Genomic DNA, 25958 nt, shown 5'->3' on the forward strand with positions numbered 1-25958 from the left:
AGGGCGCGCGGGCGCCGCGTCACGGCAATAATACCGCCGCCCCCTGGAAACGGCCGGCGCGAAGGTCGGCCAGCGCCTCGTTCGCCCGTTCCAGCGGATAGGTCGTGGTGGTGGCATGGACGCCGGCGCGCGGCGCGAGGTCGAGAAATTCGAGCGCGTCGGCGCGGGTGAGGTTGGCGACGGAGAGCACCTGCCGCTCCTCCCACAGGATCGAATAGGGAAATTGCGGGATGTCGCTCATGTGGATGCCGCCGCAGACCACGCGCCCGCCCTTGCGCACGGCGCGCAGCGCGGCGGGCACCAGCGCGCCGACGGGGGCGAAGATCAGCGCGGCGTCAAGCGCCTCGGGCGGCGTCTCGTCCGAACTCCCCGCCCAGCGCGCGCCGAGCGACAGGGCGAGCTGCTGCGCGCCCTCGTCGCCCGCGCGGGTGAAGGCATAGACCTCGCGGCCCTGCCAGCGGCAGACCTGCGCGATCAGATGGGCAGCGGCGCCAAAGCCGTAGATGCCCACGCGTTCCGCCGCGCCGGCGAGCTTCAGCGTGCGCCAGCCGATCAGCCCGGCGCACATCAGCGGCGCGGCGGCGACCGGGTCGTCGAAGCCGTCGAGCGGGAAGCAATAGGCGGCGTCGGCCACGACATGGGTGGCGAAGCCGCCATCGCGCGTGTAGCCGGTGAACAGCGGGTCGTCGCACAGGTTCTCGCGGTGCATCGCGCAATAGGGGCAGACGCCGCAGGTATGGCCGAGCCAGGGTACGCCCACCCGCGCGCCAATGGCGGGGGCGACGACGCCGGGCCCGCGCCCGTCGACGATGCCGACGATCTCGTGGCCGGGAATGATGGGCAGCGGACCGGGCGGCAGTTCGCCATCGACCACGTGCAGGTCGGTGCGGCAGACGGCGCAGGCCTCGACCCGCACGCGAATCTCACCCGGGCCGGGCACCGGCAGGGGTCTTTCCTCGAGGCGAAGCGCCTCGCCATAGGCATGAAGAACCATGGCCTTCATCGAAAAACCTCGCGCAGGTGGATTGTGCCTATCCAACATGCCCATTGCCGTCGCATCGTTGATCGCGGTCAAGACGGCTGCGCAATCGGCGGCTAGCTTGAGGGCCATCTTGGCGGAAATGGCGGTGCGCGCCATCTTGGCCTAGAGGTTCCGAGGCAATCTTACGGAGTGGTGATGGCAAGGCGGCGACAGATGCCGGTCCAGCTTCTTTCGGCGATCCTGCTGTGCGTGGGGCTCGCCGCGCCCGCGGCGGCGCAGGATGGCGCGACGTCGCTCTCCGGGCTCAGCGAGCGGCTGCAGGCGCTGATCGGCAAATTGACTGGCAACAAATTACCGGCGGGTATCTTTTCCACCAATGGCCGCATCGAGGCGGAGCAGGTGCTGGTCGCCGCCAAGCTCGCCGGCCGCGTCCTCGCCGTGCTCGTCGAGGAAGGACAGACGGTCGAGACCGGCCAGGTCGTGGCGCGCATGGACATCTCCGAGCTGGAGGCCCAGTTCGCCGGCGCCGAGGCGCAGGTGCGCCGCGCCGAGAAGGCCATCGCCGAGGCCGAGGCCGCCATCGCCCAGCGCGAGAGCGAGCGCACGCTGGCCGAACAGGAGCACGAGCGCGCCTCCAAGCTCAAGGAGAGCGGCTACGGCACCGTGCAGTCGCTCGATCTGCGCCAGAGCCAGCTCAACGTCGCGCTCGCCGCCCTGCGCGCCGCCCAGGCCTCGCTCGACGAGGCGCACGCCTCCGCCGACGCGGCGCGGGCCGAGGTGGCGCGCGTCCAGTCGCTGATCGACGATTCCACCCTCAAGGCGCCGCGCCGCGGCCGGGTTGAGTACAAGCTGGTGCAGTCCGGCGAGGTGGTCGCGGCCGGCGCGCCGATCGTGACGCTGCTCGACCTCTCCGACGTCTACATGACCGTCTTCGTGCCCGCGCGCGTCGCCGGCCGTCTGGCGATGGGCGACGAGGCGCGCATCGTGCTCGATCCGGCGCCCGACTATGTGGTGCCGGCGACGGTGAGCTTCGTCGCCACCGGCGCGCAGTTCACGCCGAAGTCGGTGGAGACGGCCGATGAGCGCGAGAAGCTGATGTTCCGCGTCAAGCTGCGCATCGCGGCGGAGCTGCTGCGGCAATATGAGGACCGGGTGAAGACCGGCGTGCGCGGCCTCGCCTATGTCCGCATCGATCCCGCGACGCCCTGGCCCGAGTCGCTTGCGGTGAAGCTGCCGCAATGAGCGGGGCCGCCATCGCGCTGACCGGCGTTACCCACCGCTACGGCAAGACGGTCGCGCTCGACGCGGTGGACCTTGTGGTGCCGGCGGGTTGCATGGCGGGGCTGATCGGCCCGGACGGCGTGGGCAAATCGACCCTGCTTTCGCTTGCCGCCGGCGTCACCCGCATCCAGAGCGGCAAGGTCGCGGTTCTCGGCGGCGACATGGCGGACCGGCACTGGCGACGGCAGGTCGGCGGGCGCGTCGCCTTCATGCCGCAGGGGCTCGGGCGCAATCTCTACCCGACCCTGTCCATCGCCGAGAACCTCGATTTCTTCGGCCGGCTGTTCGGGCAGGGCGCGGCCGAGCGGGCCGAGCGCATCGAGGAGCTTCTCGCGGCGACCGGCCTGTCGGCTTTCGCCACGCGGCCGGCCGGCAAGCTGTCGGGCGGCATGAAGCAGAAGCTCGGCATCTGCGCGGCGCTGATCCACGATCCCGACCTCGTGATTCTCGACGAGCCGACGACCGGCATCGATCCGCTGTCGCGCCGGCAGTTCTGGGAGCTGATGGCGCGGATGCGCGCCCGCCGTCCCTCGATGAGCGTCATCGTCGCCACCGCCTATATGGAGGAGGCCGAGCGCTTCGACTGGCTGGCGGCGGTGAATGGCGGGCGGGTGCTCGCCACCGGCAGCCCGGCGGAGATTCTCGAACAGGCCGGCGAAGAGACGCTGGAGCGCGCCTTCGTCGCCCTGCTGCCCGCGGCCGAGCGTGCCGAGGACGGCCCGCTGCCGGACCTGCCCCGCGTCATCCATGACGGCGAGCCTGCCATCGAGGCGACGGGCCTCACCCGCCGCTTCGGCGATTTCGTTGCCGTCGATCATGTCAATTTCCGCATCGAGAAGGGCGAGATCTTCGGCTTCCTCGGCTCCAATGGCTCCGGCAAGTCGACGACCATGAAGATGCTCACCGGCCTGCTGCCGGCGAGCGAGGGCGAGGCCAGGCTGTTCGGCGCGAAGCTGGAAGGCGACGACATGGCGACGCGCAAGCGTGTCGGCTACATGTCGCAGTCCTTCTCGCTCTATTCGGAGCTGACCGTGCGGCAGAATCTCGTGCTGCACGCGCATCTGTTCGAGATCGCCGACGTCGCCGGGCGCGTCGCCGAGATGGAACGGCGCTTCGGCCTCGCCGACGTCGCCGATGTGCGCCCCGAGAGCCTGCCGCTCGGCATCCGCCAGCGCCTGCAGCTCGCCGTCGCCGTGATCCACCGTCCGGAAATCCTCATCCTCGACGAGCCGACCTCCGGCGTCGACCCGGTGGCGCGCGACGGCTTCTGGCGCACGCTGATCGAGCTGTCCCGCGAGGACGGGGTCACCATCTTCCTCTCGACCCACTTCATGAACGAGGCGGAGCGCTGCGACCGCATCTCGCTGATGCATGCCGGCAAGGTGCTGGCCATCGGCACGCCGGACGAACTGAAGCAGCAGCGCGGCATGGACACGCTGGAAGACGTGTTCATCGCCGTGCTGGAAGAGGCCGGCATGGGCCGCGAGCAGGGCGGGGCGGAGCTGAAGGAACGCCCCGCCGCTCCCGCCCATGTGCGCCGTTTCGATGCCGGCCGGCTCTGGGCCTATACGCGGCGCGAGGCCCTTGAGATCGTGCGCGACCCCGCCCGCCTCGCCTTCGCACTGATCGGGCCGCTCCTGCTGCTCTTCGCCTTCGGCTACGGCATTTCCTTCGATGTCGAGGATCTGCCCTACGCCGCCTTCGACCAGGACCGCAGCGCCCAGAGCCGGCAATTGCTGGAGAGCTTCGAGGGGTCGCGCTATTTCGAGACGCACGCGCCGATCGCGTCCATCGAGGAGCTCGACACCCGGCTGAAGAATGGCGAGCTGAAGTTCGCCATCGAGGTGCCGCCGAATTTCGGCCGCGACCTCCTGCGTGAGCGCCAGCCGGAGGTCGGCGTGTGGCTCGACGGCTCCATGCCGTTCCGCGCCGAGACCACGCGCGGCTATGTGCAGGGCATCGCGCAGAGCTATCTCGCCGACGAGGAGCTGCGCACCACCGGCAAGTCGACGCCGCTCTACCCGTTCACCATCGAGCCGCGCTACCGCTATAATCAGGCGTTCAAGAGCGTGAACGCCATGGTGCCCAGCGTCATCATGCTGATGCTGGTGCTGATACCGGCGATCATGACCGCGCTCGGCGTGGTGAAGGAGAAGGAGACCGGCTCCATCACCAATTTCCAGTCGACGCCGGTGACGCGCTTCGAGTTCCTGCTCGGCAAGCAGCTTCCCTATGTCGCCATCGCCTTCCTCAGCTTCCTGACCATGGTGGTGGCGGCGCGGCTGGTTTTCGACGTGCCGGTGAAGGGCTCCTTCGCCACGCTCGCCTTCGGCTCGCTGGTCTATGTGTTCGCGACCACCGCCTTCGGGCTGCTGGTGTCGAGCTTCGTGAAGAGCCAGGTCGCCGCCATCTTCGCCACCGCGATCATCGCCATCATTCCGGCGGTGAACTTCTCCGGGCTTCTGGTGCCGGTATCCTCGCTGTCCGGCGGGGCGCGGATCATGGGGCTGGGCTTCCCCTCCGCCTGGTATCAGCAGGTGAGCGTCGGCGCCTTCACCAAGGGGCTCGGCTTCACGCAGCTGTGGGCCGACATCGCGATGGTGTTCGTCCTGGCGCTCGTCTTCATCGCCGGCGCCATGCTGGCGCTGCGCAAGCAGGGGGCCTGACATGCTGGCGGGAATGCTCGCTCGCATGGCGCGCATCTGGCGCCTCGGCATCAAGGAGCTCTACAGCCTCAAGTCGGACCCGGTGCTGGCGCTGCTCATCGTCTACACCTTCACCGTGGCGGTCTACACCGTCTCGGTGGGCGCCAAGTTCGAGGTCGAGAACGCCGCGGTGGCGGTGGTGGATGAGGACCAGACCGCGCTGTCGCGCCGACTGCGCGACGCCCTGCTCAAGCCGTTCTTCAAGGAGCCGGTACTGATCGGCGCCCACGCGATCGACGAGGCGATGGATTCCGGCCGTTTCGTCTTCGTGGTCGAGATCCCGCCGAGATTCGAGCACGACCTGATCGCCGGGCGCACCCCGACCATCCAGCTCGACATCGACGCCACCGCAATGTCGCAGGCCGGCAACGGCGCTTCCTACATCCAGAACATCCTGCAGCAGGAAGTGGCAGCAGCTCTTGCAGCCAATTCCGCAGTCAACTCCGATGCGCCGGTGAACGTCGTCATCCGGCCGAAGTTCAACCCGAACCTGACCTCCGCCTGGTTCACCTCGGTGATGCAGGTGATCAACAACGTCACCATGCTGGCGGTCATCCTCTCCGGCGCGGCGCTGATCCGCGAGCGCGAGCATGGGACGATCGAGCATCTGCTGGTGATGCCGGTGACGCCGATCGAGATCATGCTGGCGAAGATCTGGGCCAACGGGCTGGTGATCGTCGTGGCGGCGACGCTGTCGCTGCTGGTCGTGGTCGAGCGGGTGCTGAATGTGCCGGTGCAGGGCTCGGTGGCGCTGTTTGTGGCCTCCATGCTGGTCTACCAGTTCTCGGTGACGTCGCTCGGCATCCTCGTCGCCACCGTCTCGACCTCGATGGCGCAGTTCGGCCTCATCGTCATGCCGATACTGATCGTCATGAACCTGCTCTCCGGCTCGACCACGCCGATGGAGAGCATGCCGGTCTGGCTGCAAAACGTGATGCAGCTCTCGCCCTCGACGCATTTCGTCGCCCTGTCCCAGGCCGTGCTCTATCGCGGCGCCGGGCTGTCGGTCATCTGGCCGAACCTGCTGGCGCTGCTCGGCATCGGCGCGGCCTTCTTCGGGCTGGCGGTGCTGCGCTTCCGCAAGGCGCTGCAGGGGGCGCAGTAGAGGCTCACGGCATCTTCGAGGCGAGCGTGATCGTCTCGCCGTCGACGGCGAAGCTGCCGTAGCCGCGATGATGGATGGTCTTCGGCTGCTCCTGCGCCGGGTCGGTCCACGCCGCCACGACCTCGAGCACGAAGAGGTTGTAGGCCTCGACCAGCGTGGTGTCGCGTACGCGGCATTCGAGATTGGCGAAGCACTCCTTCACCAGCGGCGCGGCGACCTCGCTCGCCGGCAGCGGGGTCAGGCCGACGCGCACGAACTTGTCGCCCTCCCGCCCGGAACTGTTGCCGACCGCCACCACCTTCTCCGCCAGCTCGACGGCGGGAAGGGCGATGACGCATTCCCCCGTGGCCTTGAGCGCCTGGAAGCTGAAATCGTTCTCGCTGACGATGCAGGCGATCAGCGGCGGGCTGAACTCCATCATCATGTGCCAGGACATGGTCATGACGTTGGGCTTGCCGTTCCGCGAGGTGGTCAGAAGGACGACGGGGCCGGGCTCGATCAACTGGTAGACCGTATCGAGGGCAAGCTTGCGCATGGTCGTGGGCTCCAGAGGGATATCGTTACATGCTAGCGCGGGCTCGCCCGTCCGCCGTCCGCAAACATCCTCTTGTGCGGCGCAGCGAATGGATTTCTAATAGTATTGCCGGGCGACAGAGCCGTCGCTGGCGATACGGCAGGGATTGCCGACAGCCCCTTTGCGGGGCCGTCCTTTCCTGCGCGAGGGGGATGGCCGCGCCAATTTCGCGGAGACCCCATGCCGATTGCCCCCGACCTTGCCGCCTACCGCGTCGACGCCGAGCCCTATTACCAGCCGGTCGGCGACGAGATCGCCGTCTTCGAGGCCGCGTGGCGCCATCGCCTGCCGGTGATGCTGAAAGGCCCGACCGGCTGTGGCAAGACGCGCTTCGTCGAGTACATGGCCTGGCGGCTCGGACGGCCGCTGATCACCGTCGCCGCGCATGAGGACATGACCGCCGCCGACCTCGCCGGCCGTTTCCTGCTCACCCCGGAAGGCACCGTCTGGCACGACGGGCCGCTGACCCAGGCGGTGCGCTTCGGGGCCATCTGCTATCTCGACGAGATCGTCGAGGCGCGGCAGGATACCACCGTCGTCATCCATCCGCTCACCGATGCGCGGCGCATGCTGCCGCTGGAGAAGCGTAACGAGCTGGTGGCGGCGCATGCCGACTTCCAGCTCGTGATCTCCTACAATCCGGGCTACCAGAGCGCGGTCAAGGACCTGAAGGAATCGACCAAGCAGCGCTTCATCGCCATCGATTTCGACTATCCCGCCCCGGCGCTGGAGGCGGAGATCGTCATGCGCGAGGCGGGCGCCGACCTCGCTCTGGCCCGCACGCTGGTCGCCATCGCCGCCTGTTCGCGCAATCTGCGCGGCCAGGGGCTGGACGAGGGCGCCTCGACCCGCATGCTGATCCATGCCGGCCGGCTGGCGACGGGCGGCGTGTCGCTGCAGGCGGCGGTGCAGGCCGGCATCGTGCTGCCGATCACCGACGACCCCGATGTGCGCCAGGCACTCGGTTCCGCGATCTCCGCCTGCTTCGCATGAGCGACATGCTCGACATAGACACGCCCGGTCTCGATACGCCTGCCCTCGACCGCCTCGCAGGGCTGATGGCGGCGCGCGAGAACCTCGCCGCCACCTTCGTCGCCACACGCCGGCGCCTCGCCGCGCGACATGGCGAGGCGGCGCTGGAGCCCTGGGCGGCGGGCGTTCTGGCGCTGGTCGAGGTGAATGCCGGCGCGGGCTGCCTGCTGGCCTTCTGGCGCGCGAGCCTTGAACCGTCGGTGCGGTTCTCCCCGGCGGCGCTCGGCGCGACGGGCAGTGCCGCTGCCGCGCTCTGCCGCGAGGCGGGCGCGGGTGCGTCCATTGCCGCGCTCGCCGCCTTCACCGAGATCGCGCCGCGTCTCTCCGGGGCGGACGAGCGGGCGACCTGGTGGCGGGCACTGCTCGCCCTCGGGGGCGCGGCGCCCGATTGCGTGGAATTGGTTGCCGGGCAGGCCCCGCGGCTCGTCCTGCCGGGCCATATGGCCGCTTTCGAAGCCTTCGTCGAGGCCGGGCTGAAGGCTGCCGGCCGCGACCGTGCCCGGCAGCGCGCCTTCTTCGGGCTGGAGGATCCGCTCGCCCTGGGGCTGCTGGCGCGCATCGGCGCCGGGCCGGGCTTCGACGAGCTGGAGGCCGGGCTGAAGATGGTGCTCACCGCGCTGTGGGGCGCGTCGCCAAACCTTCAGCCGCAACCACCTGCGGATCCTGGGATACCGCGCCGGGCGAACATCGCCGGGCCGGCGATCCGCCTGCCGGACATCTTCCCCGGAGTGAAGGGGGAAGCCGCGCGCGATCTCTATCTCGCCGCCGCCGCGCATGCCGGCGCGCATCTCTTCTTCGGTAATCCACGCTTCCCGATCCGCAAGTTCAAGCCGGTGCAGATGGCGCTGGCCAACCTCGTCGAGGATGCGCGGATCGAGGAACTGGCGATGCGGCGCTATCCCGGCCTGCGCCGGCTGTGGGCGCCTTATCACGTCGCGACGCCGCAGGACGGGCCGACCACCGCCGCGCTGCTGGCGCGGCTGGCGCGCGGCCTGTTCGATCCCGCCTACAGCGATCCCGATGCGCTGGTCGGCAAGGCGCAGGAGCTGTTCGCCGCCGCGCGCGAGCGGATCGAGGACCCGTCCATCAGCCTCGACATCGGCACGCGCCTCGCCAACGACATCGGCCAGCGGCGCCTGCGCTTCGACGGGCGCGGCCATGTGGTGGAGCCGGCCTATCGCGATGACGGGCTGGGGTTGTGGGACTTCGGCGACATCGACCCGGACGTCGTGGCCGAGATCGAGATGATGGTCGAGGCCGCCCGCATCGAGCGGCGCGAGGCCGACGACGGCACGGCGGACGAGGAGCCGACGAGCGAGCCCGCCGGCCGGGCACGGCCGAAGGCTGCGGGCGAGAGTGGCATGGTGATCGCCACCTATCCGGAATGGGACGCGGGCGCGGGCATCGAGCGGCCGGACTGGACGAGCGTGCGGGCGACGATGCCGGCGGTGGGCGACGTCCGCCCGCTGCGGCGCGCGCTGGACCGCGCGGCGCCGTTGCGCGTGCGTATCGCGCGCCTCGTGAAAGCGGCCAAGGTCGGCCGCGCGGCGCGGCTCAAGCGGCAGGCGGAGGGGCATGATCTCGACATCGACGCCGCCATCGAGGCGGCGATCGCCCGGCGGGCCGGCGAGATGCCGGACATGCGGGTGTTCCGCTCCTCGGCGCTGTTGCAGCGCGACCTCGCCGTGCTGGTGCTGGTCGACGTGTCACACTCGACGCGGGCGAAGCTGGCGGACGGTTCCAGCGTGCTGGACGTCGAGAAGCTTGCCGTGGCCATGCTGGCAGAGGCACTGGAGACGCTCGGCGACGACTTTTCGCTGCTCGCCTTCGCCTCGGCGGGGCGCGGCGACGTGCGGGTGAGCGAGGTGAAGGGGTTCGGCGCGTCCTATGGCGGGGAAGCGATGGCGCGCCTTGCCGGGCTCTCCTCCGGCCTGTCGACCCGGCTCGGGGCGGCGCTGCGCCATGCCGGGGCGGAGATCGCCCGCGTGCGCAGCTTCCGCAAGCTGATCCTCGTGCTCACCGATGGCGAGCCCGCCGACATAGACGTGGCGGGCGAGGACCTGGTGCAGGACGCGCGGCGCGTGGTGCTGCAGCTCCGCTCGCAGGGCATCGACACTTTCGGCGTCACCCTCGATCCCGGCGGAGTCGGGTCCGGCCCCGCCATCTTCGGCAAGGCCAACGCCATGCCGGTGCGCCGGGTCGAGGACCTGCCGATGCGGCTGTCGGAGCTCTATTTCCGGCTGGCGCGGCGGTGAGGAAGGCCGCCGCGCCAGCCGGCGTGTCGGATCAGGAGGCGAGCAGCTCCTTGAGCCGCGCGTCGAGCCATTTCACGTCCTCGGGGTTGGTGCCGGGTCCGCCGGCGAAATGCCCCCAGACCGATGGCATCGGCAGACAGGTGGCGTTCGGCATGTGGGCGACCTCGAACTGGCTGTCCTCCGGCGGGAAGTAGAGATCCGTCTGGCCGGGCATCACCAGCGCCTTGGCCTTGATGGCTCCAAGGGCAGCCTTGAAGTCGCCCTTGTAGATCTCGTTGGCGCTGATGTCGCCATTCTGCCAGGTCCACAGCATGGTCAGCAGATTGTTGGCGTCCTTCGGCAGGAAGAAGCCTTCCCAGAAGGCCACGAGGAAGTCCTCGAGCGAGGAATAGCCGAGCGCCTCGATGTCGAGATTCTGGCGATAGAAGGTCTGCGAGAAACCCCAGCCGGCATAGACACGGGCGGCGGCGCGCAGGCCGCGCGCCGGCTTGCTCGTGTACCAGCCTTCGTTCCAGGCCGCGTCGGCGGTGAGTGCCGCCCTCACACCTTCGAGGAACACGAAATTGTGCCGCGAACATTTGGCCGAGCCGCAGAACGGCGCGATCAGGTCCATCATGTCGGGGTACTGGGCCCCCCACTGGAAGGTCTGCAGCGCGCCCATCGACCAGCCGGTCACGAGGCGGATGTGCTCGATGCCGAACTTCTGCGTGACCAGTTTGTGCTGGGCCTTCACGTTGTCATAGGCGGTGATGTCGGGAAAGCGCGGGCCGTTATAGGGCTCGGGGTAGTTGCTGGGCGAGGAGGACAGGCCGTTGCCCAGCATGTTCGGGATGATGATGAAGTATTTCGCCGGATCCAGCGCCATGCCCTCGCCCACCAGCCACTCATTCTCGTAGTGCTGACCTGAATACCAGGTCGGATAGAGGATGACGTTGTCCTTGGCCGCGTTGAGCGTGCCGAAGGTCTTGTAGGCAAGCTTGCAGTCGCGCAGCGTGGCGCCGCTCTGGAGAACAAGATCGCCGAGGTCGAAGATGTCGTAGTCGAGACTCATGGGAATATCCCCTTGGGCGGGCGCGTTTAGCAGGAAGGCGGCACCGCTTGGCGTGCGATGCCGGCTGGGCGGGTGGGTCAGGCCGGTTGAACGGAGCGTACGGCGAAGCCGCACAGCGCCCAGTAGGCGGCTCCGGCCACGACCGCCGCCGAGATGGCGGTCGACAGGCCGGGAGCGAAGTGCTCGACCGCGAAGGCGACGATGGAGCCAATCGCCCAGGCGGCGAAGGCGCGCGGCTTCCAGTCGGCCGCGGCGTCGACGGGCCGGGAGATGTATTTGTCGACCAGGATGATGGCGCCGATCGGCGGCACGATGATGCCGAGAAGCGACAGCCAGGCAATGAAGAACGCCCAGACATTGCCCGCCGCGACGACGATGCCGATCGCGCCGAGCACCACGGCCATGATGCGCATATGCGTGCCGGTGATGCGCGACCAGCCGGTCGCCGCGTTATAGAGGCAGTGCGAGCACACGGACCCTAGATTGAGATAGAGGAAGATGAAGGCAAGAACGCTTAGCCAGCCGACCTGCATCGCGTTCATGTAGCCGAACATGTTGTCGGCGCCGAAGGGATTGGCATCCGGCACGGCGAGCGCCGCCGTCATCACGCCGCCGACCAGCATGGCGATGAGATTGGCGACCGGGAAGGCACTGAAGGTCGCGATCAGTGATGCTGCCGGCGTGCGTGCCCAGCGGTTGAAATCCGCCGTCACCGTGCCGGCGTCGATGAACAGGGCGATCACCACGGTGAGGCCCACGCCCATCGACATGGTCGCGACGCCGTTATTGCCGGGATAGGCGTAGATCGCCGCCCAGCTGGTGGTTGAGGCCGAGTGCAGCGCCACCCATCCGCCGAGGATGACGAACAGCGGCACGGAAACCATACCGATCCAGTGCAGACCCCTCACGCCGACGAAGGTGATGGCGATGTAGAGCACGCCGGCAAGCACGGTCATGCCGACATAGCTGAGGCCGTAGGTCGAACTGACCAGAGCACCAGTAATGCCGGTCTGCACCGCGTACCAGCCGAGCAGCAGGGTGGAGAGCAGGCCGGAGGCCAGCATGTAGCCCTTGCGACCGAAGACCTGGCTGGCGATCAGCGCGAAATTCATGCCGGTGCGCGCACCCAGAAGGCCGAGCGCGCCGACATAGAACAGCATGAGAAGGTTGCCAATGATCATGGCGGCGAGGGCGTGCGAGAAGCCCATGCCGAGCACGAGCAACGAACCGGTCATCGCGCCGGTGATGATCATGGGGAACCCGGCCCAGACCATCGTGACGGCGAAGGTGCTGTGGCGGGCTGCGAGCGGCACGGGGCCGTGCTCGTATTCGCTGCCGAGCAGGTGCTCGATTTGCTCTTCGGACTCTTGTAAGGAGGCGGCGGTCTTACGGTCCATGTCTGTTGCTCCGTTGTCCGACGGGATGAGATGTGGCGGGACCAAAGACACACCCGCCCCGCTGCAACGGGGCGGGTGTGCCGCGCGGCTCCCGGTTACCGATGGGTGGTTTCGGGGTTGGGGATGCCCTCGATCGGGCATTCCTCGGTACCGACGGTGGTGCGGGTGAAGGATTCCACCATCTCGCGGGTGCCTTCGGGGTCGGCGACCCAGCGCTTGTAGAAGTCGTAGGGGCAGGCGGCTTCGCCCTTGTCGCCCTCGCCGGAATTGATCATGCCGGTGTAGCCGCGATGCACCAGCTTGAAGAGGTGGTTCTGCGACTGCATGTTCTTGCGCGCGTCGCGGATCAGCGAGACCGAGAGCGCGGCGTACTGGATGCCGTAATCCTCCTCGCCGCACTCGCCGAGCGTGCGCCCGTCGAAGCCGACGATGGCCGAGTGGCCGAAATAGGAATAGACGCCGTCGAAGCCGGAGGCATTGGCCACCGCGACGTAGCAGTTGTTCGCCCAGGCCATGGCCTTGGCCATGATCACCTGCTGGTCCTTTGCCGGGTACATGTAGCCCTGGCAGCGCACGATCAGCTCGGCGCCCTTCATGGCGCAGTCGCGCCAGATCTCGGGATAGTTGCCGTCATCGCAGATGATGAGCGAGATCTTCAGGCCCTTCGGCCCGTCCGAGACATAGGTGCAGTTGCCAGGATACCAGCCCTCGATCGGCACCCAGGGCATGATCTTGCGGTACTTCTGGACGATCTCGCCCTTGTCGTTCATCAGGATGAGGGTGTTGTACGGCGCCTTGTTGGGGTGCTCCTCATGGCGCTCGCCGGTGAGCGAGAACACGCCCCACACCTTCGCCTTGCGGCAGGCCTCGGCGAAAATCTCGGTCTCGTCGCCGGGAATGGTCGAGGCCGTCTCGTACATCTCCTTGGAATCGTACATGATTCCGTGGGTCGAATATTCCGGGAAGATGACCAGGTCCATGCCCGGCAGGCCGATCTTCATGCCCACCACCATGTCGGCGATCTTCTTCGCGTTTTCGAGCACCTCGGCCTTGGTGTGCAGCCGGGGCATCTTGTAGTTCACGACGGCAACGCCGACCGTGTCTTTGCTGCTGGAAACGTCGCCGTGCATCATGGGAATTCTCCTCGGGAAGGCGTGCGGACGCGGCGCGCAAGCGGCCGGGCCGTTGCGTTGTCGGGAACGGGGATGGGGTGCCGCGGGGCGGCGCCGGCCGCGGGCATGCTGTGACGGGCGGAACGGCTTTGTTCCGCCGGAACTCAGGCACAAAAAAAGCCCGACAGGCTCTCGCGAACCTTCCGGGCTACATTGCCTTGCACGGCCAACAACAGTGGTGACCGCGCCGAAGACGCTTTTCCGGATCAAGCTGACCGGAAATCGTCCATGCAATTTATCTAATCATCATCGCGTCCGCAGTTCAAGAGCCGGCGGGCGATGAGGTGCCCGTCCGCGCGTCCCGGCTGCGCGGGGAGATCTGCAGGAGCTCGGTGGCGTGGATGATGGAGAGGGCCATGTCTTCCATCGGCACGCGCTTCGACATCGCCTGGCGGCGCAGGCTCTGATAGGCGTCCTCCTCGGTAAGGCCGAGATTCGCCATCAGGATGGACTTCGCGCGCTGGATCTTCTGGAGGCCGGCGAGCTTGTTCTCGAGGCGGGCGACACGCTTCTTCGCCTCCTCCCGCTCCAGCCAGAGGGTGCGGGCGATGGTGAGGTTGGTGAGCAGGCCGAAGGGACGGATCGGCCGTTCGACCACCGCAACCGCGCCCGCTTCCAGCACGATCTGGAGCGTGGAGGGATTTTCATAGCCGACGACGGCGATCAGCGTCGGGCGCTTGTCGGGATCGACCTTGAGCAGCTTCACGATGTCGGCGCGCGCGTCCTGCTCGATCGCGAGAAGGACGACGTCGGCGCTGGTCGGCCAGTCCGCCGGGACCGGCCAGACGATCTCGACGGTGCAGCCGATGCGGCGCAGATGCTCGACGAGGCTCGGGCGTTCCTCGTCCGGCGGATGGATCACATGCACGCGAAGGCCGCGCAAATCCTTGAGCACCTGAATCGCCATGTCGCCGCCTCCCGTCATGACAGCGCGAACTGGCGGCCGTCGGCCGGCCAGTCGTCAAGGTTCTGAACAACGCAATAGGGATCCGGCTTAACCGGCGCACCGGCATCCCACACGATCTCGAAGCGGGCACCGGCGCCGAGCCTGGCGATGCGCGGCCGCAGCCAGGTGTGATGATTGGTGCTCTCCACGCGCACCCGCCCCTGCGGCGCCTCGAAGCTGCAGGCGCCAAGCTGGGCGAGAAGCTCCTCGGGGGCGTCGGTGCCGGCGCGGGAAAGCGCTTCCATCGCGAGATGCACCTGGAAATAGGCGGCCTCCGCCGCCGCGGTGACGGGCATATGCACGCCGTTGCGCTTCTTGAAGGCGGCCACGAAGCGGCGTGCGGCCGGCGTGCCGAGCGCCTCGAAGAAGGGCGCGGCAGTGATGTGGCCGGCGGCGACGCCCGGCGCCATGAGCGCGACCTCGGCTTCGCTGGTGGTGAGGCTGGCAATGGGCAGGAGGCGGGAATCGAGGCCGGCGGCGTGATGGGCGGCGTAGAGCTTCGCGGTATCGGCGCCGACCACCGTGGAGAAGATGACGTCGGGCGCGGCGTCGCGGACCTTCTCCATCACCTCGGCGAAATCCGCCTCGTCGGCGTTTAGCGGCACATAGATCTCGTCCAGCACGACGCCGCGCGACTGCACCACGAAATCGGTCATGATGCGGTTCGACTCGTAGGGGTAGACGTAGTCGGAGCCGATGAGGAAGAAGCGGTTGCCGTAATGGCTCAGCAGGTAGTTGGCGAGCTGGATCGAGTTCTGGTTCGGCGCTGCGCCGGTGTAGACGCAGTGGCGCGAATACTCGAAGCCTTCATAGAGCGTCGGGTAGAACAGCAGCCCGCGATAGGCCTCGACGATCGGCAGTACCGCCTTGCGCGTCGACGACATGTAGCAGCCGAAGAGGAGGCGTACCCGCTCTTCGGCGAGGAGCTTCTCGGCGAGGCGGCGAAAGGCGCGCGGGTCCGAGGCGGGATCGTGGACCACCGCCTCCACCCGGCGTCCGAGCACGCCGCCGGCTTCGTTGATCTCGTCGATGGCGAGCAGCGTGCCGCCGAGCTGGGACGTCTCCACCGCCGCCGTGACGCCCGTTGCGGAGAATAGGACACCGATCCGCCAGGGATCGGCCGTCGAACCGCGTACTTGGGGAACCACCGTCATCCGCCGCCTGAAGCCCGCACTGGAAAGTCCGGCCTATGTGACCATTCGGGGACCAAACGCGCAATACGGCGTTTGCCCCCCTTACAAGCTTGACCCGGTCGGATGGCGATGCGGCCGGCTCGGATGCGCGCCCGCCTTGCCGGCGCGTGCTCTAGGCTCCGAAACAGTCGCGCAATTCACGGCGCACGCCGTCGAGGATCTCGATCGACAGTTCGGGGTCGCCGGACGCCACGCCGCGGGCGATGGTGAGGGCGCCGATCATGCAGGAAAGCACCGCCAGGGCCTGCCGCCGCCGGACGTCGGGAGGCGCCTCGTCCATCTGGCGCTCGATGGCGTTGATGAAGCCCTTCAAGCCTTCGGCATAGCTTTTCTGCAGCTCGGGCGGCTGGCGGCTGACCTCGGCGCCGAGGGCGGTGAGGGCACAGCCGCTCGCCGGATTGTCGCGATGGGTCGGGGTGAGATAGCGGTCGAGGATCTCGCTGAGGTCGGCCGATTTCAGCCAGCGCTCCCGCCCTTCCGAGCAGGCCTCGCGGCAGGCCGCGTCGGCAAGGTCTGCCTTCGAGCGGAAATGGCCGTAGAACGCGCCATGGGTGAGGCCGCTGGCCTGCATGATCTCGGCGACGCCGACATCCTTGATGCCGCGTTCGCGGAACAGGCGGGAAGCTGAATCGAGGATCGAACGCCGATGCTCGGCGACCTTGGCTTTCGTGACCCGCAACGCAGCTCTCCTCGCAGTCCCGGCGGTTTTCCGGCGTCTTTCTAAGAGCATGGAAGGATAGCTGATGGGAATAAGAAATAACCCGGAGCTCCGGCCGTTGCGGTGCTCCGGGTATTGGGGGCCGTTCCCGTTTCGGGGGCTCAGGCCGCGTCCCAGACCGGGGCGAGCCCGGCGGGGCTGACGAGACGCCCGTCCGGCCGGGCGAGAGCGTGGATCGCCGCCATCTCGTCGGCCGTTAGCTCGAAGTCGAAGACGGCGAGGTTCTCGGCCGCGCGCGCCTCGCCGGCGGTCTTGGACAGGGCGACGAGCCCGTCCTGCTGGATCACCCAGCGCAGCACCACCTGCGCCACGCTCCTGCCGTGGGCGGCCGCAATCTCCTTCAGCAACGGCTCCTCGAAGACCTTGCCGTCCGCCATGGCGTAATAGGCCGTGACCGACAGCCCGGCGGCGCGGGCGGCGTTTATCACCGGGCTCTGGTCGAGATAGGGGTGGTACTCGACCTGGTTGGTGACGAGCGGGGCGTCGCTCAGCGCGATCGCCTCGGCCATCTGCGCGGCGTTGAAGTTCGACACGCCGATGTGCCGCACCTTGCCGGCCTTCACCACCTCGTTCAGCGCCGCGACGGGCTCGGGCAGGGGATGACCGGCGGGCCAGTGCAGCAGCAGCAGGTCGACATAGTCGGTCTTCAGCTTGCGCAGGCTTTCGTCGACCGAGGCGGCGAAGTCGGCGCGGGCATATTTGTCGACCCAAACCTTGGTGGTGAGGAAGATGTCGCCGCGCCTCACGCCGGAGCGGGCGATGCCTTCGCCGACCTCGGCCTCGTTGCCGTAAATCTGCGCCGTGTCGATGTGGCGGAAGCCGAGCTTGAGCACGTGCGGCACCATGCGCAGCGTGTCGGGACCGGGCAGGCGGAAGGTGCCGTAGCCGAGGGCGGGGAGGGTGGCGCCGTTGGCGGTCACGCGTTTCTGCATGGGGACTCCTTGAAGTTGGTCGAGATCGTAGCTCAGGCGGTGCGCAGCGCCAGCGTCTCGCGCCGGTCCAACATGCCGCTCCAGAGCGTCAGCACCAGCGCGCCGGTAACGAGCAGGGCGCCGACCCACGGCGTCGCGCCGAGGCCGAGCGACGAGGCGACGACGCGCCCGCCGACCCAGGCACCGATGGCGATGCCGAGGTTGAAGGCGGCGATGTTGAAGGCCGAGGCGACGTCGACCGCGCCGGGCCGGTGCTTCTTCGCCAGCTCGACGACATAGATCTGCAGGCCCGGCACATTGGCGAAGGACAGGAAGCCGAGAGCGGCGAGCGTCGGCAGCGTCAGCCAGGGCGAGACGGCGGTGAAGCTGAACAGGGCGAGCACGGCGGCCTGGGCGAGGAACAGATAGGTGAGGGCCTTCACCGGATCACGGTCGGCGATCCTGCCGCCGGCGATGTTGCCGGCCGCGATGGCGAGGCCATAGAGGACGAGGATCAGGCTGACGCTGGAGGCGGCGAAGCCGGTGATGTGTTCGAGAATCGCGGCGAGGTAGGTGAAGGCGACGAAGGTGCCGCCATAGCCCAGCGCGGTCATGCCGAAGACCAGCAGCAGCCGGCCCGAGCCGAGCACGCGCAGCTGGTCGGACAGCCGCGCCGGCGCGGCGCGGGAAAGGTCGGCGGGAAGCAGCAGCGCAATGCCGGCAAGGGCGATCACGCCGAGCCCGGCGACAGCCCAGAAGGTGGCACGCCAGCCGAAGGTCTGGCCGATGAAGGTGCCCATCGGAACGCCTGTGACGATGGCAACCGTCAGGCCCATGAACATCATGGCGATGGCGGAGGCACGCCGGTCGGCCGGCACGAGATCGGCGGCGATGGTCGCGCCGACGGAGAAGAACACGCCATGCGCGAAGGCGGAGAGTACGCGGGCGACCAGCAGCGTCTCATAGCCCGGGCTGACGGCGGCGGCGGTGTTGCCCAGAATGAACAGGGCCATGAGCCCGAGGAGCAGCGGCTTGCGCGCGATGCGCCCGGTGAGCGCGGTCAGGATCGGCGCGCCGAAGGTCACGCCGAGCGCGTAGACGCTGACGATCAGGCCGGCGCGCGGCAGGTCGATGGAAAGGTCGGCGGCGACCGTCGGCAGCAGGCCGACGATGACGAATTCGGTGGTGCCGATCGCGTAGGCGGCGATGGTCAGCGCGAACAGCGCAAGGGGCATGCGGGTCAGGGACATGCGGGTCTGGGACATGGCGGGTCCAATCAACGGGTAAAATCATGGCGTCCACGGCTCCGGCGGAGCGCGGCGCGGCCAGGATCAAGGGGTGTTGGGCGGAATATGCAGCCACCCCACTTGCGTCGGAAGACGCCGTGCCGGATCAATACTTATGAAATGAAATCATAGATCGTCGAGACAGTATGAGTGGTCATGGACAATCGCGCGGGCGAGATGCAGGTGCTGGTCGAGGCGGTGGACCGGGGCAGCTTTTCCGCTGCCGGCCGGCGGCTCGGCCTGTCGCCCTCGGCGGTGAGCAAGCTGGTGTCGCGGCTCGAGGAGCGGCTCGGCACGCGCCTGCTGGTACGCTCGACGCGGGCGATCATGCTTACCCCGGAGGGCGAGGCCTATGTCGCCCGCGCACGGCGCATCCTCGGCGAGATCGAGGATGCCGAGCGCTTCATCGCTGCCGGTGCGGCGGCGACGCCGCGCGGCAAGCTGCGGGTCAGCTCGACGGTCGGTTTCGGCGAGCGCTGCCTGGTGCCGCTGGTGCCGGAATTCCTCGGCCGCTATCCCGAAATCGAGCTCGATCTGTCACTGACCGACGAGGTGATCGACCTGGTGACCGAGCGGGCGGACATTGCCCTGCGCGCCGGGCCGATGCGCGATTCCGCGCTGAAGGCGCGCAAGATACTGGAGAGCCGGCGCGTCATCGTCGCCTCGCCCGCCTATCTCGCCCGTCACGGCGTGCCGCAGACCCCGCGGGACCTTGCCCGGCACAATTGCCTGCGCTTCAACTTCCGCCGCTCCATGGACGACTGGCCGTTCATCGACCCGGTCACCGGCGAGGGCTATGCGCTGGCCGTGTCGGGTAATCTGGAGGGCAATAGCGGCTCGATGGTCCGGCGCCTTGCGCTCGACGGCCTCGGCCTTGCCCGCATCGCCCGCTATGTCGCGGAGGCAGATATCGAAGCCGGCGCGCTGGTGCCGCTGCTGGAGGAATTTAACGGACGCGACATCGAGCTGCTGCACGCGGTCTTCGTCGGACACGACTATCTCGCCGCCCGCGTCCGGGCCTTCGTCGATTTTCTCGGCGAGCGGATCAGGGGGTGAGCGGAAGGCGCGGAGAACGCGACGCTCATCCTGTGCCGAAGGCGGCACTGTCGGGCCTGTCCTCGGGCAAGGGATCCGGCGCCGCGGTGCGTGAGGGTCGCGCGGCGTGCCGCCGCGCCCGCCTTCAGGTCCGGTATTTGCGGGTCAGCGCGCCGATGGCCGCCATGCCGGTGTTGCCTTCCGGATTTCCCTGGGCCGCCAGGGCCCGGAAGATGCGCTCGGCGGAGCGGATGTCGCGGATCTTGTAGTAGGACCAGGCGCGTAGCACCATCAGGTCCTGCTGCTCGGGAGCGATGCGGGAGCGCTCGTCGAGGGCGATGATGGTCTCGACATAGCGCTGGTCCTTGTAGGCGGCGAGCGCGCGCTGGGCCAGCAGGTCGCCGCTGAGCTGGACGGCGCGGCGCGGATTCTGCGGCGCCTGCAGCGCGGCGGCCTGCGCCCGGTTCGTCATCCCCATCTTGAGATAGGCGAGCGACTTGCCGTAGGAGGCGTCCTCGGCGACCCGGCCGGACCCGCTCGCCAGTCCTTCGTCGAAGGCCCTGACCGCTTCCATCGGGCGGTCGAGGTCCAGCAGCTTCCAGCCGCGGGCGACCGCGGCGGAGGCGCCGGGGGCGGCGACTTCGGTGTTGCCGGTGCGAGCAACTGTGCGGGCGACCGGACGACGGCGCGGCGGGGTCGGCACATAGTCGGCGGAGGCATAGGACGCGTCGACCGTCGCGCCCGGCAGCGGGGCGAACTGGCCGCCGGCCTGGGGCAGCCCCTGGTAGGGGGCGCCCTGATAGGCGAGGGCGGTCTGCGGCAGGCCGGCAGTCTGCGGGATCGACTGGAACTGCTGCGTCACCTGGCCGGCGGTCGGCACCGGCGTGAACTGCGTCGCCGCGCCCTGGAGATAGCCGCGGGCGGCCTGCGGGCCGAAGGTCGGCGCACCGAGCGGTGGCGGCTTGATCGAGGGCACCGGCGTCAGCCGCCCGGCGGCGGCGACCAGCGGATCGATGCGCAGGCCGGCATTGAGGGTCGCGGTCTGGGCGTTGCGGGCCTCAAGCCGCGCCCGGACGACCGGGTCGACGAGGGCGACGATACGCTCGGAGCGCGCGCCCCAGCTCTGCACCATCGCATTGAGGCGGGCGATGTCGCCGAGGCGCCAGAAGGTGAGCGACAGGCCATAGGCGGAGGGCTCGTCCTTCGGATCCCAGTTGAGCGCGGTCTCGAACCAGGACTGGGCGGTGACGATCTGCCCGGTATTGTAGGCGTACCAGCCAAGGCCCTGGGCGCCGGGGACATACTTGTCGCGGATTACCACCGGGCTGAAGCGCGACAGCACGATCTCGTCGAGGACCGGCGGCGGATCGGCGGTGAGCAGCGCGATCACCACGTCGAGATAGGCCTTGTTGTTCTCCGGTGCCGAGTCGCGCCATTCATAGGCGATCGGCTCGGCTTCGAGCGAACGGCCGAGGAAGTTCAGCGCCAGCACGTAGCCTTCGGCGGATTTGGGGCCGCCCTTGCGGTCGAGCGCCAGCTTGAACCATTCGAGCGCGCGGCTCGCCTCGTCATGGCGGAACAGGTACCAGCCGAGCAGCAGCGGGTCGCCCGGGGTCGTCTCCTTGCGAGCCAGCGTCTCCATCCGCTTGATGTCGTCGTTGGGCACCGTGTATTCGGGGTTCTCGGCGGCATGGCCCATGCGCCGGCGGATGAGGTCGTCGCGCAGCGCGGCGAATTCGGGATTGCCGGCGTCGTCCTTGCGCTCGAGCTTGAGCAGGTTCTGGATCTGCTCGTCGGTGAGCAGCGGCATGGCCTTCTGCACGGTGGCGAGGCGCTCGGCCGCGTCGTTGCAGTTGGTCAGCACATAGGTGTAGGCGTCGAGCGCGCGCTGCGTCTGCTCGGTCTTGGCGAAGGCCTCGCCCACGCGCCAGAGAATGTCGACATTGGTGCAGGTCAGCAGGCCGGGCGCCTCGGTGGCGAGGCGCAGAACCGTGTTCCACTGTTCGGCATCGGAGGCGTTGATCAGGCGGCGGCGGCCTTCCGCCTCGTTGAGCCGGGCGATGAGGTCCGCCGGCGGCTGCCAGGACGAATCGGTCGCCTGCCGCATGGCGATGGCGCTGCGCACGTCGCTGTACTTGCCCTCGGCGTACATCTTCCACATGCGCTGGAGCTCGACATCGGTCTGCGGGCCGAACAGATCGTCGGGCGGAGACCAGTCGGGGTAGAGCGCGCGCAGGCGGGCGATCTCGGCTTCGAGGCGGCGCGTGTCGCCCTGTGAGGCGAAGTAGCGAAGGGCGGTTTCGTCGACCTTGGGGCGGGCGGTCTTGGCGCTGTCGGTGTCCTTGCCGCTGCCGGGGAGCTCAATCTGCTGACCGATTGCAGGGACGACGGCGCCCCCGAGCATGATCAGTAGAATGGCTCTCTTCAAAGACATTTCGGATATCGCTCCGCGACCAGCGCCCAGCCCAGCAAGTACAACGTCGACGGATAGTAGAGCGTAGGCTCAAACCGCCGCAGATCTTGGGGGATCGGAGTGGCATTCAGTGCACATGCCAGCACCGCGCCGAGCATACGGTAGCCCGGTTCGGTCAGCTGCGTGAGCACGCGTCCGGTGGGTATGTCGACGATCGCCGGGTTTCCCCCGTTGTCGATCAGCCAGTTCCGCCGGAACGGTTCCTGTAATGCCGTGTTCTCGATCCCTGCACGCAAAAGGTAAAGAGATATCCTTAACGAATTGTAACCAAAGACCGGGGGAAACCCGTCCGCCACGGTGATCGGCTTTCCGGCCGGCGCCGAAATCCAGTCGGGCGGCAGACGCGCCGGACCGAGCTGAGCGATGCTCAGAAGCTCCAATCCCGAATTGGCCACGCCCGACCAGTCGAATTCCGGCGCCAGTTCCGCCATCACCGGAAAGGTCTCGAATATCCAGTAGGACAGATTCAGTATCGGCCCGTCCGGCCGATCGCTGGGCGAGAAGCCGGCGATGCCGGGAAGCAAAAGAAGGCGATTTCCGTCCTTGAGAAGCAGCTTCTTGCCGATGGCGCGCGCCGATCGGCGAGCTGCAGCCACATAGGGTTGATGATTCCACGCCTTTCCGGCCTTCGCCAGGGCATAGGCGATCAACAAATCCCCATCGCTCGCCGCATTTACGTCGGTGACGTGAGGTGTAGAGTTGGGGTCCCAGCGCCATGCTGCGAGTCCATCATCGCGAATCACCAACTCAGTACGCGTAAAGCTCCATATGCGTTCAAAGTTGCTTCTGTCACCAGATAAATAAGCCAGGAGCATGCCGTAGCCCTGGCCCTCGCTGTGGCTGATGCCGCCATTGGCGCTATCGACGACACGTCCGCTCTCGTCGATGAAGTGCTCGACATACGCGTTCCAGGCGTTGAGCGGTATCAGGGTGGCGGGCTGGGCGCTCACGGGCAGCGCTCCCAGGACCAGCAGGGAGAGGGCAGCCAGCAGCGCGCCGATCACGTCGGTCGACCCAGACGGCGCAGCAGAAGGGCGGTGACGACGCCGAGGATGGTGCCGGCGAAGATCAGCATCAGCGCATAAGGCAGAATGTTGATCGAAAGCCAGTTGGCCGCGATCATGCGCAGATTGCCGAACGACAGCGGCTGGGTGACGATGAAGCGGAAGCTGCGTATGTCGCGCCGGTCCATGTCGCCGGAGGCGACCTGGTAGGAGACCGCCTGGCCACCGATCCGGTTCCAGACGGGATCGGAGGTGAAACGGGTGATCGCCGAGGCGAGCGCTTCCGAGGTGCGGCCGGAGACGAGGGTCCAGGCGGAGGAACCGTCTGGACTCGTACCCTGCGCCATCAGCACCGAGGTGCGCGGCGGCGGCTCGTAGAAGCTGCGGCTTTCCTTGATGCGGAAGGACTGGAAGTTGATCGAGAAGGTCCGCTCCATCCAGGCCTCGAAACCCTCGATGAGACCGTAGACGGCGTTGCGGTTCTGCACGTTCTCGCGCCAGCGCTGGTAGATCTCCGGCGTGTTCTGGCTCGATCGCGGCTCGAGCGAGGGCTGCGCGTCGTCGCCGAACTGGCGCATGCGGAAGCGCTCGAGAACATTGTCGTACTCATCGCCGCCACTGGCGGTGGGCTCCTCGTCGCCGGCCGAGACGACCCATTTCGAGCGCACCGATTCGGCGACGCCGACCTGATCGAGAACGCCCGACGACACACGGTCGATGCCGCCGACGAAGATCACGTTGCGGCTGCCGAGGCTGGCCGAGGCGGGCGCGGCATCGATGGGAAGCGGTGCGCCATTGGCCAAGGCAAGGCGCGACATGAACGTGCCGGCGGCCGAGAGCGTTGCCGCATCCTGATGCGTCATGACGACGGCGAGCGGATCGTTGTTGAGATTGTAGGGGAAGGAATCGGCGGCGAGAGCGGCCAGGTCCGGCAACCGTCCGATGCGTGCGAAATCGCCGATCGAAAACTCGGTCGAATCGAACAGCACGAAGCGGTCCTCGGCCGGAAGCGTCGCGCCGGGCAGGCAGCGCGCGTCGGATTCGGTGTCGAGCACGACCTCCAGCCAGATGCGGTTCACGCCGGGGCGGAAGTTGCGCAGCGGAATCTGTATCTGTTCGTTCTGGAACAGCCCGCCGCCGCTGGTGGTGATCGGCAGGTTCGAGGCGATCTGCTCGTTGACGTAGACATCGACATGGCTGCCCGGCCGCACCGCCGCGGTGAAGGCGGCATCCAGCGACAGCGTGGCGTTGCCATAGGCCTGGGCGTAGAAATCGGCCGGCAGGGCGATCTGGAACTCGACGCGGAAGCGGCGGCCGGAGAATTCCTGCGTCGGCACGCCGAGATCGGCCAGACGGATGCTGTGCGCGCCGGAGAGCATCGGCGCGTCGGGCGCGAAGACGGTTGACGTGCTGATGGCGTCAGCCTGGGAGACGGCGATCGCGTTCAGCCGGTCGATCGCCCGGTCGACGTCGTTGGGGGTGGGACCGGAGATCACGAGCGTCGGCGCGCCGAGCCGGTCGTCCTCGAGCAGGCTGGTGATCGGGCGCTGGCGGGCCTCGTTCGGCACCGACGCCATGAGGCGCGGCAGTTCCGAGGCCGTGCCGACCACCACGGTCAGGCCACCATTCGGCGTCGGGCCGATCTGCCCTTCCGCCAGCGAGATCGAGGCATTGGGAAACTGGCCGCGCACCGCGAGGCCCTGGACCACGCGCAGCACGCGGGTGCTGCCGCCGCCCTCGATCGGGCCGGGGGTGACGATCCGGATCGGCGTCACCCCGTACTGGTCGACGCCGACGGAAGCCAGGTCGTCAAGCCCGCCGGCGAGCGGCGGACGGCCGCCGGCAAACGAGATTCCCGTGCCTTCATTGTTGATTTCGGTCCACAATTCGTAGGTCGCGGTCACCGCGCAGTCGGTGCGGTGACGCTGGACCACGTCGATGCGGATGAGGTTGGCGCCAGCGCGCAGCGTCCCCCTCGGGATCGGCGCCTCGAAATGCGCGGGCTCCTGCGAGGCCGCGATCGGCCGCTCGATGAGGGCCTGGCCGTTGATGCTCACGCGGATGCGCGAGGTTTCCGGCATGACCACCACGGCGCTGAGGTAGCTGAGCAGCAGGCTCGCCTGACGGTTGGCCTCCTCCTGCGTGGCGTGGATCACCCAGGAGCGCGACGCGATCTCGCCGGCGAAGATCATGCGCCGCTGCGGGATGATGAAGCGGTCGGGCCGCCGCGGCGCGGCCGGCGCCTGGTTGGCGGCCGGTATCGGCGCGACGGCCGGGGCCGGCTGACCCGGCACCATCTGGAAAGGCGAGGCGGTCGGCGCGGGCGCGCCGCGCTCGCCCGGCAGGGCGATGCCGGTGGAGGACGGGTCGTTGGCCCAGGATGGGGTCGAGGGCGCGGCGGCGGGAGGCGCGGCCTCGGTCGGCGGCGGGTCGTTCGCCGGTGCCTGCGCCGTCGAGGCGGGTGGGGCCGGAATCCAGGACGGAGAGGAGGATGGCGGCGGTGGCGGAGTGGCTCCGCCGGAGTTGCTCATCGGAAAGGCGGACGAGCCGGCCGGAGCGGGCTGCAGAGGCGGCAGGCTCGGAACGGAGAGGTTCGGCGCGCCGCCCGCATTCGCCGAGGGCAGCGTCATCGGAATGGAGGTGGCGGGCTTCGAGGGCTTCGGCGCCGCGCTATTGGAGCCGCCGGCGGAGGGCACCGGCGGCGTCATCGAGAAGCCGGTGCCCTGGCCGGCCGAGGTCTGGCCGAGGGCGGGCGTCAGGGCGGGCCCGGAAAACGTGCCCTGGGCCAGGGCGAGGAGGAAGCCGGCCACGGCGAGGCGGGGGGGGACACGCATCGTC

At 68.2% G+C, this 25958-nt stretch carries 19 protein-coding genes; 6 read left to right on the top strand and 13 right to left on the bottom strand.

Annotation, left to right across the window (positions count from 1 at the left end):
* Window positions 1–19 precede the first annotated feature (19 nt).
* Window positions 20–1003 (bottom strand): zinc-dependent alcohol dehydrogenase family protein, encoded by a 984-nt coding sequence (locus AC1PZ7_RS06285; RefSeq protein ID WP_482358640.1) that lies wholly within the window; start codon window positions 1001–1003, stop codon window positions 20–22.
* A 192-nt stretch (window positions 1004–1195) separates the two neighbouring features.
* Between AC1PZ7_RS06285 and AC1PZ7_RS06290 the strand changes: the two genes are divergently transcribed.
* Genes AC1PZ7_RS06290 through AC1PZ7_RS06300 form a run of 3 tightly spaced genes read left to right on the top strand, consistent with a single transcriptional unit; the run spans window position 1196 to window position 6073 of the window.
* The gene (locus AC1PZ7_RS06290) at window positions 1196–2224 is read left to right on the top strand and encodes an HlyD family secretion protein (RefSeq protein ID WP_482358641.1); all 1029 of its coding nucleotides are present in this window, start codon (window positions 1196–1198) and stop codon (window positions 2222–2224) included.
* Window positions 2221–4929, top strand: a complete 2709-nt coding sequence (gene rbbA, locus AC1PZ7_RS06295) for a ribosome-associated ATPase/putative transporter RbbA (RefSeq protein ID WP_482358642.1) — start codon at window positions 2221–2223, stop codon at window positions 4927–4929. The genes AC1PZ7_RS06290 and rbbA overlap by 4 nt, the downstream gene beginning before the upstream one ends.
* Window positions 4930–4942: 13 nt before the next feature.
* Complete coding sequence (locus AC1PZ7_RS06300) at window positions 4943–6073, top strand: ABC transporter permease (RefSeq protein ID WP_482359579.1); 1131 nt, start codon at window positions 4943–4945, stop codon at window positions 6071–6073.
* Window positions 6074–6077: 4 nt separating this feature from the next.
* Here AC1PZ7_RS06300 and AC1PZ7_RS06305 read toward each other — a convergent pair whose 3' ends face one another.
* A complete protein-coding gene (locus AC1PZ7_RS06305; protein WP_482358643.1) occupies window positions 6078–6608 on the bottom strand; it encodes a flavin reductase family protein in 531 nt (176 codons plus the stop codon).
* Between the two features lie 219 nt (window positions 6609–6827).
* On the opposite strand from AC1PZ7_RS06305, the gene AC1PZ7_RS06310 reads away from it, so the two are divergent.
* On the top strand, window positions 6828–7640 hold the full coding sequence (locus AC1PZ7_RS06310; protein ID WP_482358644.1) for an AAA family ATPase: 813 nt from the start codon (window positions 6828–6830) through the stop codon (window positions 7638–7640).
* Complete coding sequence (locus tag AC1PZ7_RS06315) at window positions 7637–9934, top strand: nitric oxide reductase activation protein NorD (RefSeq protein ID WP_482358645.1); 2298 nt, start codon at window positions 7637–7639, stop codon at window positions 9932–9934. Before AC1PZ7_RS06310 ends, AC1PZ7_RS06315 begins: the two co-directional genes overlap by 4 nt.
* A gap of 31 nt (window positions 9935–9965) precedes the next feature.
* Here AC1PZ7_RS06315 and AC1PZ7_RS06320 read toward each other — a convergent pair whose 3' ends face one another.
* The 8 genes from AC1PZ7_RS06320 to AC1PZ7_RS06355 all read right to left on the bottom strand — a co-directional run bounded on the left by AC1PZ7_RS06320 (window position 9966) and on the right by AC1PZ7_RS06355 (window position 18557).
* Complete coding sequence (locus AC1PZ7_RS06320; RefSeq protein ID WP_482358646.1) at window positions 9966–10985, bottom strand: alpha/beta fold hydrolase; 1020 nt, start codon at window positions 10983–10985, stop codon at window positions 9966–9968.
* Window positions 10986–11062: 77 nt separating this feature from the next.
* Window positions 11063–12382: a purine-cytosine permease family protein gene (locus tag AC1PZ7_RS06325; protein ID WP_482358647.1), complete on the bottom strand. Its 1320-nt coding sequence runs from the start codon at window positions 12380–12382 to the stop codon at window positions 11063–11065.
* Window positions 12383–12477: 95 nt separating this feature from the next.
* On the bottom strand, window positions 12478–13515 hold the full coding sequence (locus tag AC1PZ7_RS06330) for an aliphatic amidase (protein ID WP_482358648.1): 1038 nt from the start codon (window positions 13513–13515) through the stop codon (window positions 12478–12480).
* 301 nt (window positions 13516–13816) lie between these two features.
* A complete protein-coding gene (locus AC1PZ7_RS06335; protein WP_482358649.1) occupies window positions 13817–14461 on the bottom strand; it encodes an ANTAR domain-containing response regulator in 645 nt (214 codons plus the stop codon).
* A gap of 14 nt (window positions 14462–14475) precedes the next feature.
* Window positions 14476–15654, bottom strand: a complete 1179-nt coding sequence (locus tag AC1PZ7_RS06340; protein ID WP_482358650.1) for a transporter substrate-binding domain-containing protein — start codon at window positions 15652–15654, stop codon at window positions 14476–14478.
* A gap of 151 nt (window positions 15655–15805) precedes the next feature.
* A complete protein-coding gene (locus tag AC1PZ7_RS06345) occupies window positions 15806–16372 on the bottom strand; it encodes a TetR/AcrR family transcriptional regulator (protein ID WP_482358651.1) in 567 nt (188 codons plus the stop codon).
* Window positions 16373–16512: 140 nt separating this feature from the next.
* Window positions 16513–17343 carry an aldo/keto reductase gene (locus tag AC1PZ7_RS06350; protein WP_482358652.1) on the bottom strand — a complete coding sequence of 277 codons (831 nt, stop codon included), beginning with the start codon at window positions 17341–17343 and terminating at the stop codon, window positions 16513–16515.
* A gap of 32 nt (window positions 17344–17375) precedes the next feature.
* Window positions 17376–18557, bottom strand: a complete 1182-nt coding sequence (locus tag AC1PZ7_RS06355; RefSeq protein ID WP_482359580.1) for an MFS transporter — start codon at window positions 18555–18557, stop codon at window positions 17376–17378.
* 207 nt (window positions 18558–18764) lie between these two features.
* Between AC1PZ7_RS06355 and AC1PZ7_RS06360 the strand changes: the two genes are divergently transcribed.
* A complete protein-coding gene (locus AC1PZ7_RS06360) occupies window positions 18765–19664 on the top strand; it encodes a LysR family transcriptional regulator (RefSeq protein WP_482358653.1) in 900 nt (299 codons plus the stop codon).
* A 124-nt stretch (window positions 19665–19788) separates the two neighbouring features.
* Here the strand turns inward: AC1PZ7_RS06360 and AC1PZ7_RS06365 are convergent, their stop codons facing one another.
* The 3 genes from AC1PZ7_RS06365 to AC1PZ7_RS06375 are packed head-to-tail and all read right to left on the bottom strand — an operon-like array spanning window position 19789 to window position 25954.
* Window positions 19789–22077 (bottom strand): hypothetical protein, encoded by a 2289-nt coding sequence (locus AC1PZ7_RS06365; protein WP_482358654.1) that lies wholly within the window; start codon window positions 22075–22077, stop codon window positions 19789–19791.
* Window positions 22068–23120: a family 8 glycosyl hydrolase gene (locus AC1PZ7_RS06370; RefSeq protein WP_482358655.1), complete on the bottom strand. Its 1053-nt coding sequence runs from the start codon at window positions 23118–23120 to the stop codon at window positions 22068–22070. Before AC1PZ7_RS06370 ends, AC1PZ7_RS06365 begins: the two co-directional genes overlap by 10 nt.
* The gene (locus AC1PZ7_RS06375) at window positions 23117–25954 is read right to left on the bottom strand and encodes a cellulose biosynthesis cyclic di-GMP-binding regulatory protein BcsB (RefSeq protein ID WP_482358656.1); all 2838 of its coding nucleotides are present in this window, start codon (window positions 25952–25954) and stop codon (window positions 23117–23119) included. Before AC1PZ7_RS06375 ends, AC1PZ7_RS06370 begins: the two co-directional genes overlap by 4 nt.
* Between the last annotated feature and the right edge of the window lie 4 nt (window positions 25955–25958).

It is taken from the genome of Ancylobacter sp. TW_SC_1 (assembly GCF_056836805.1).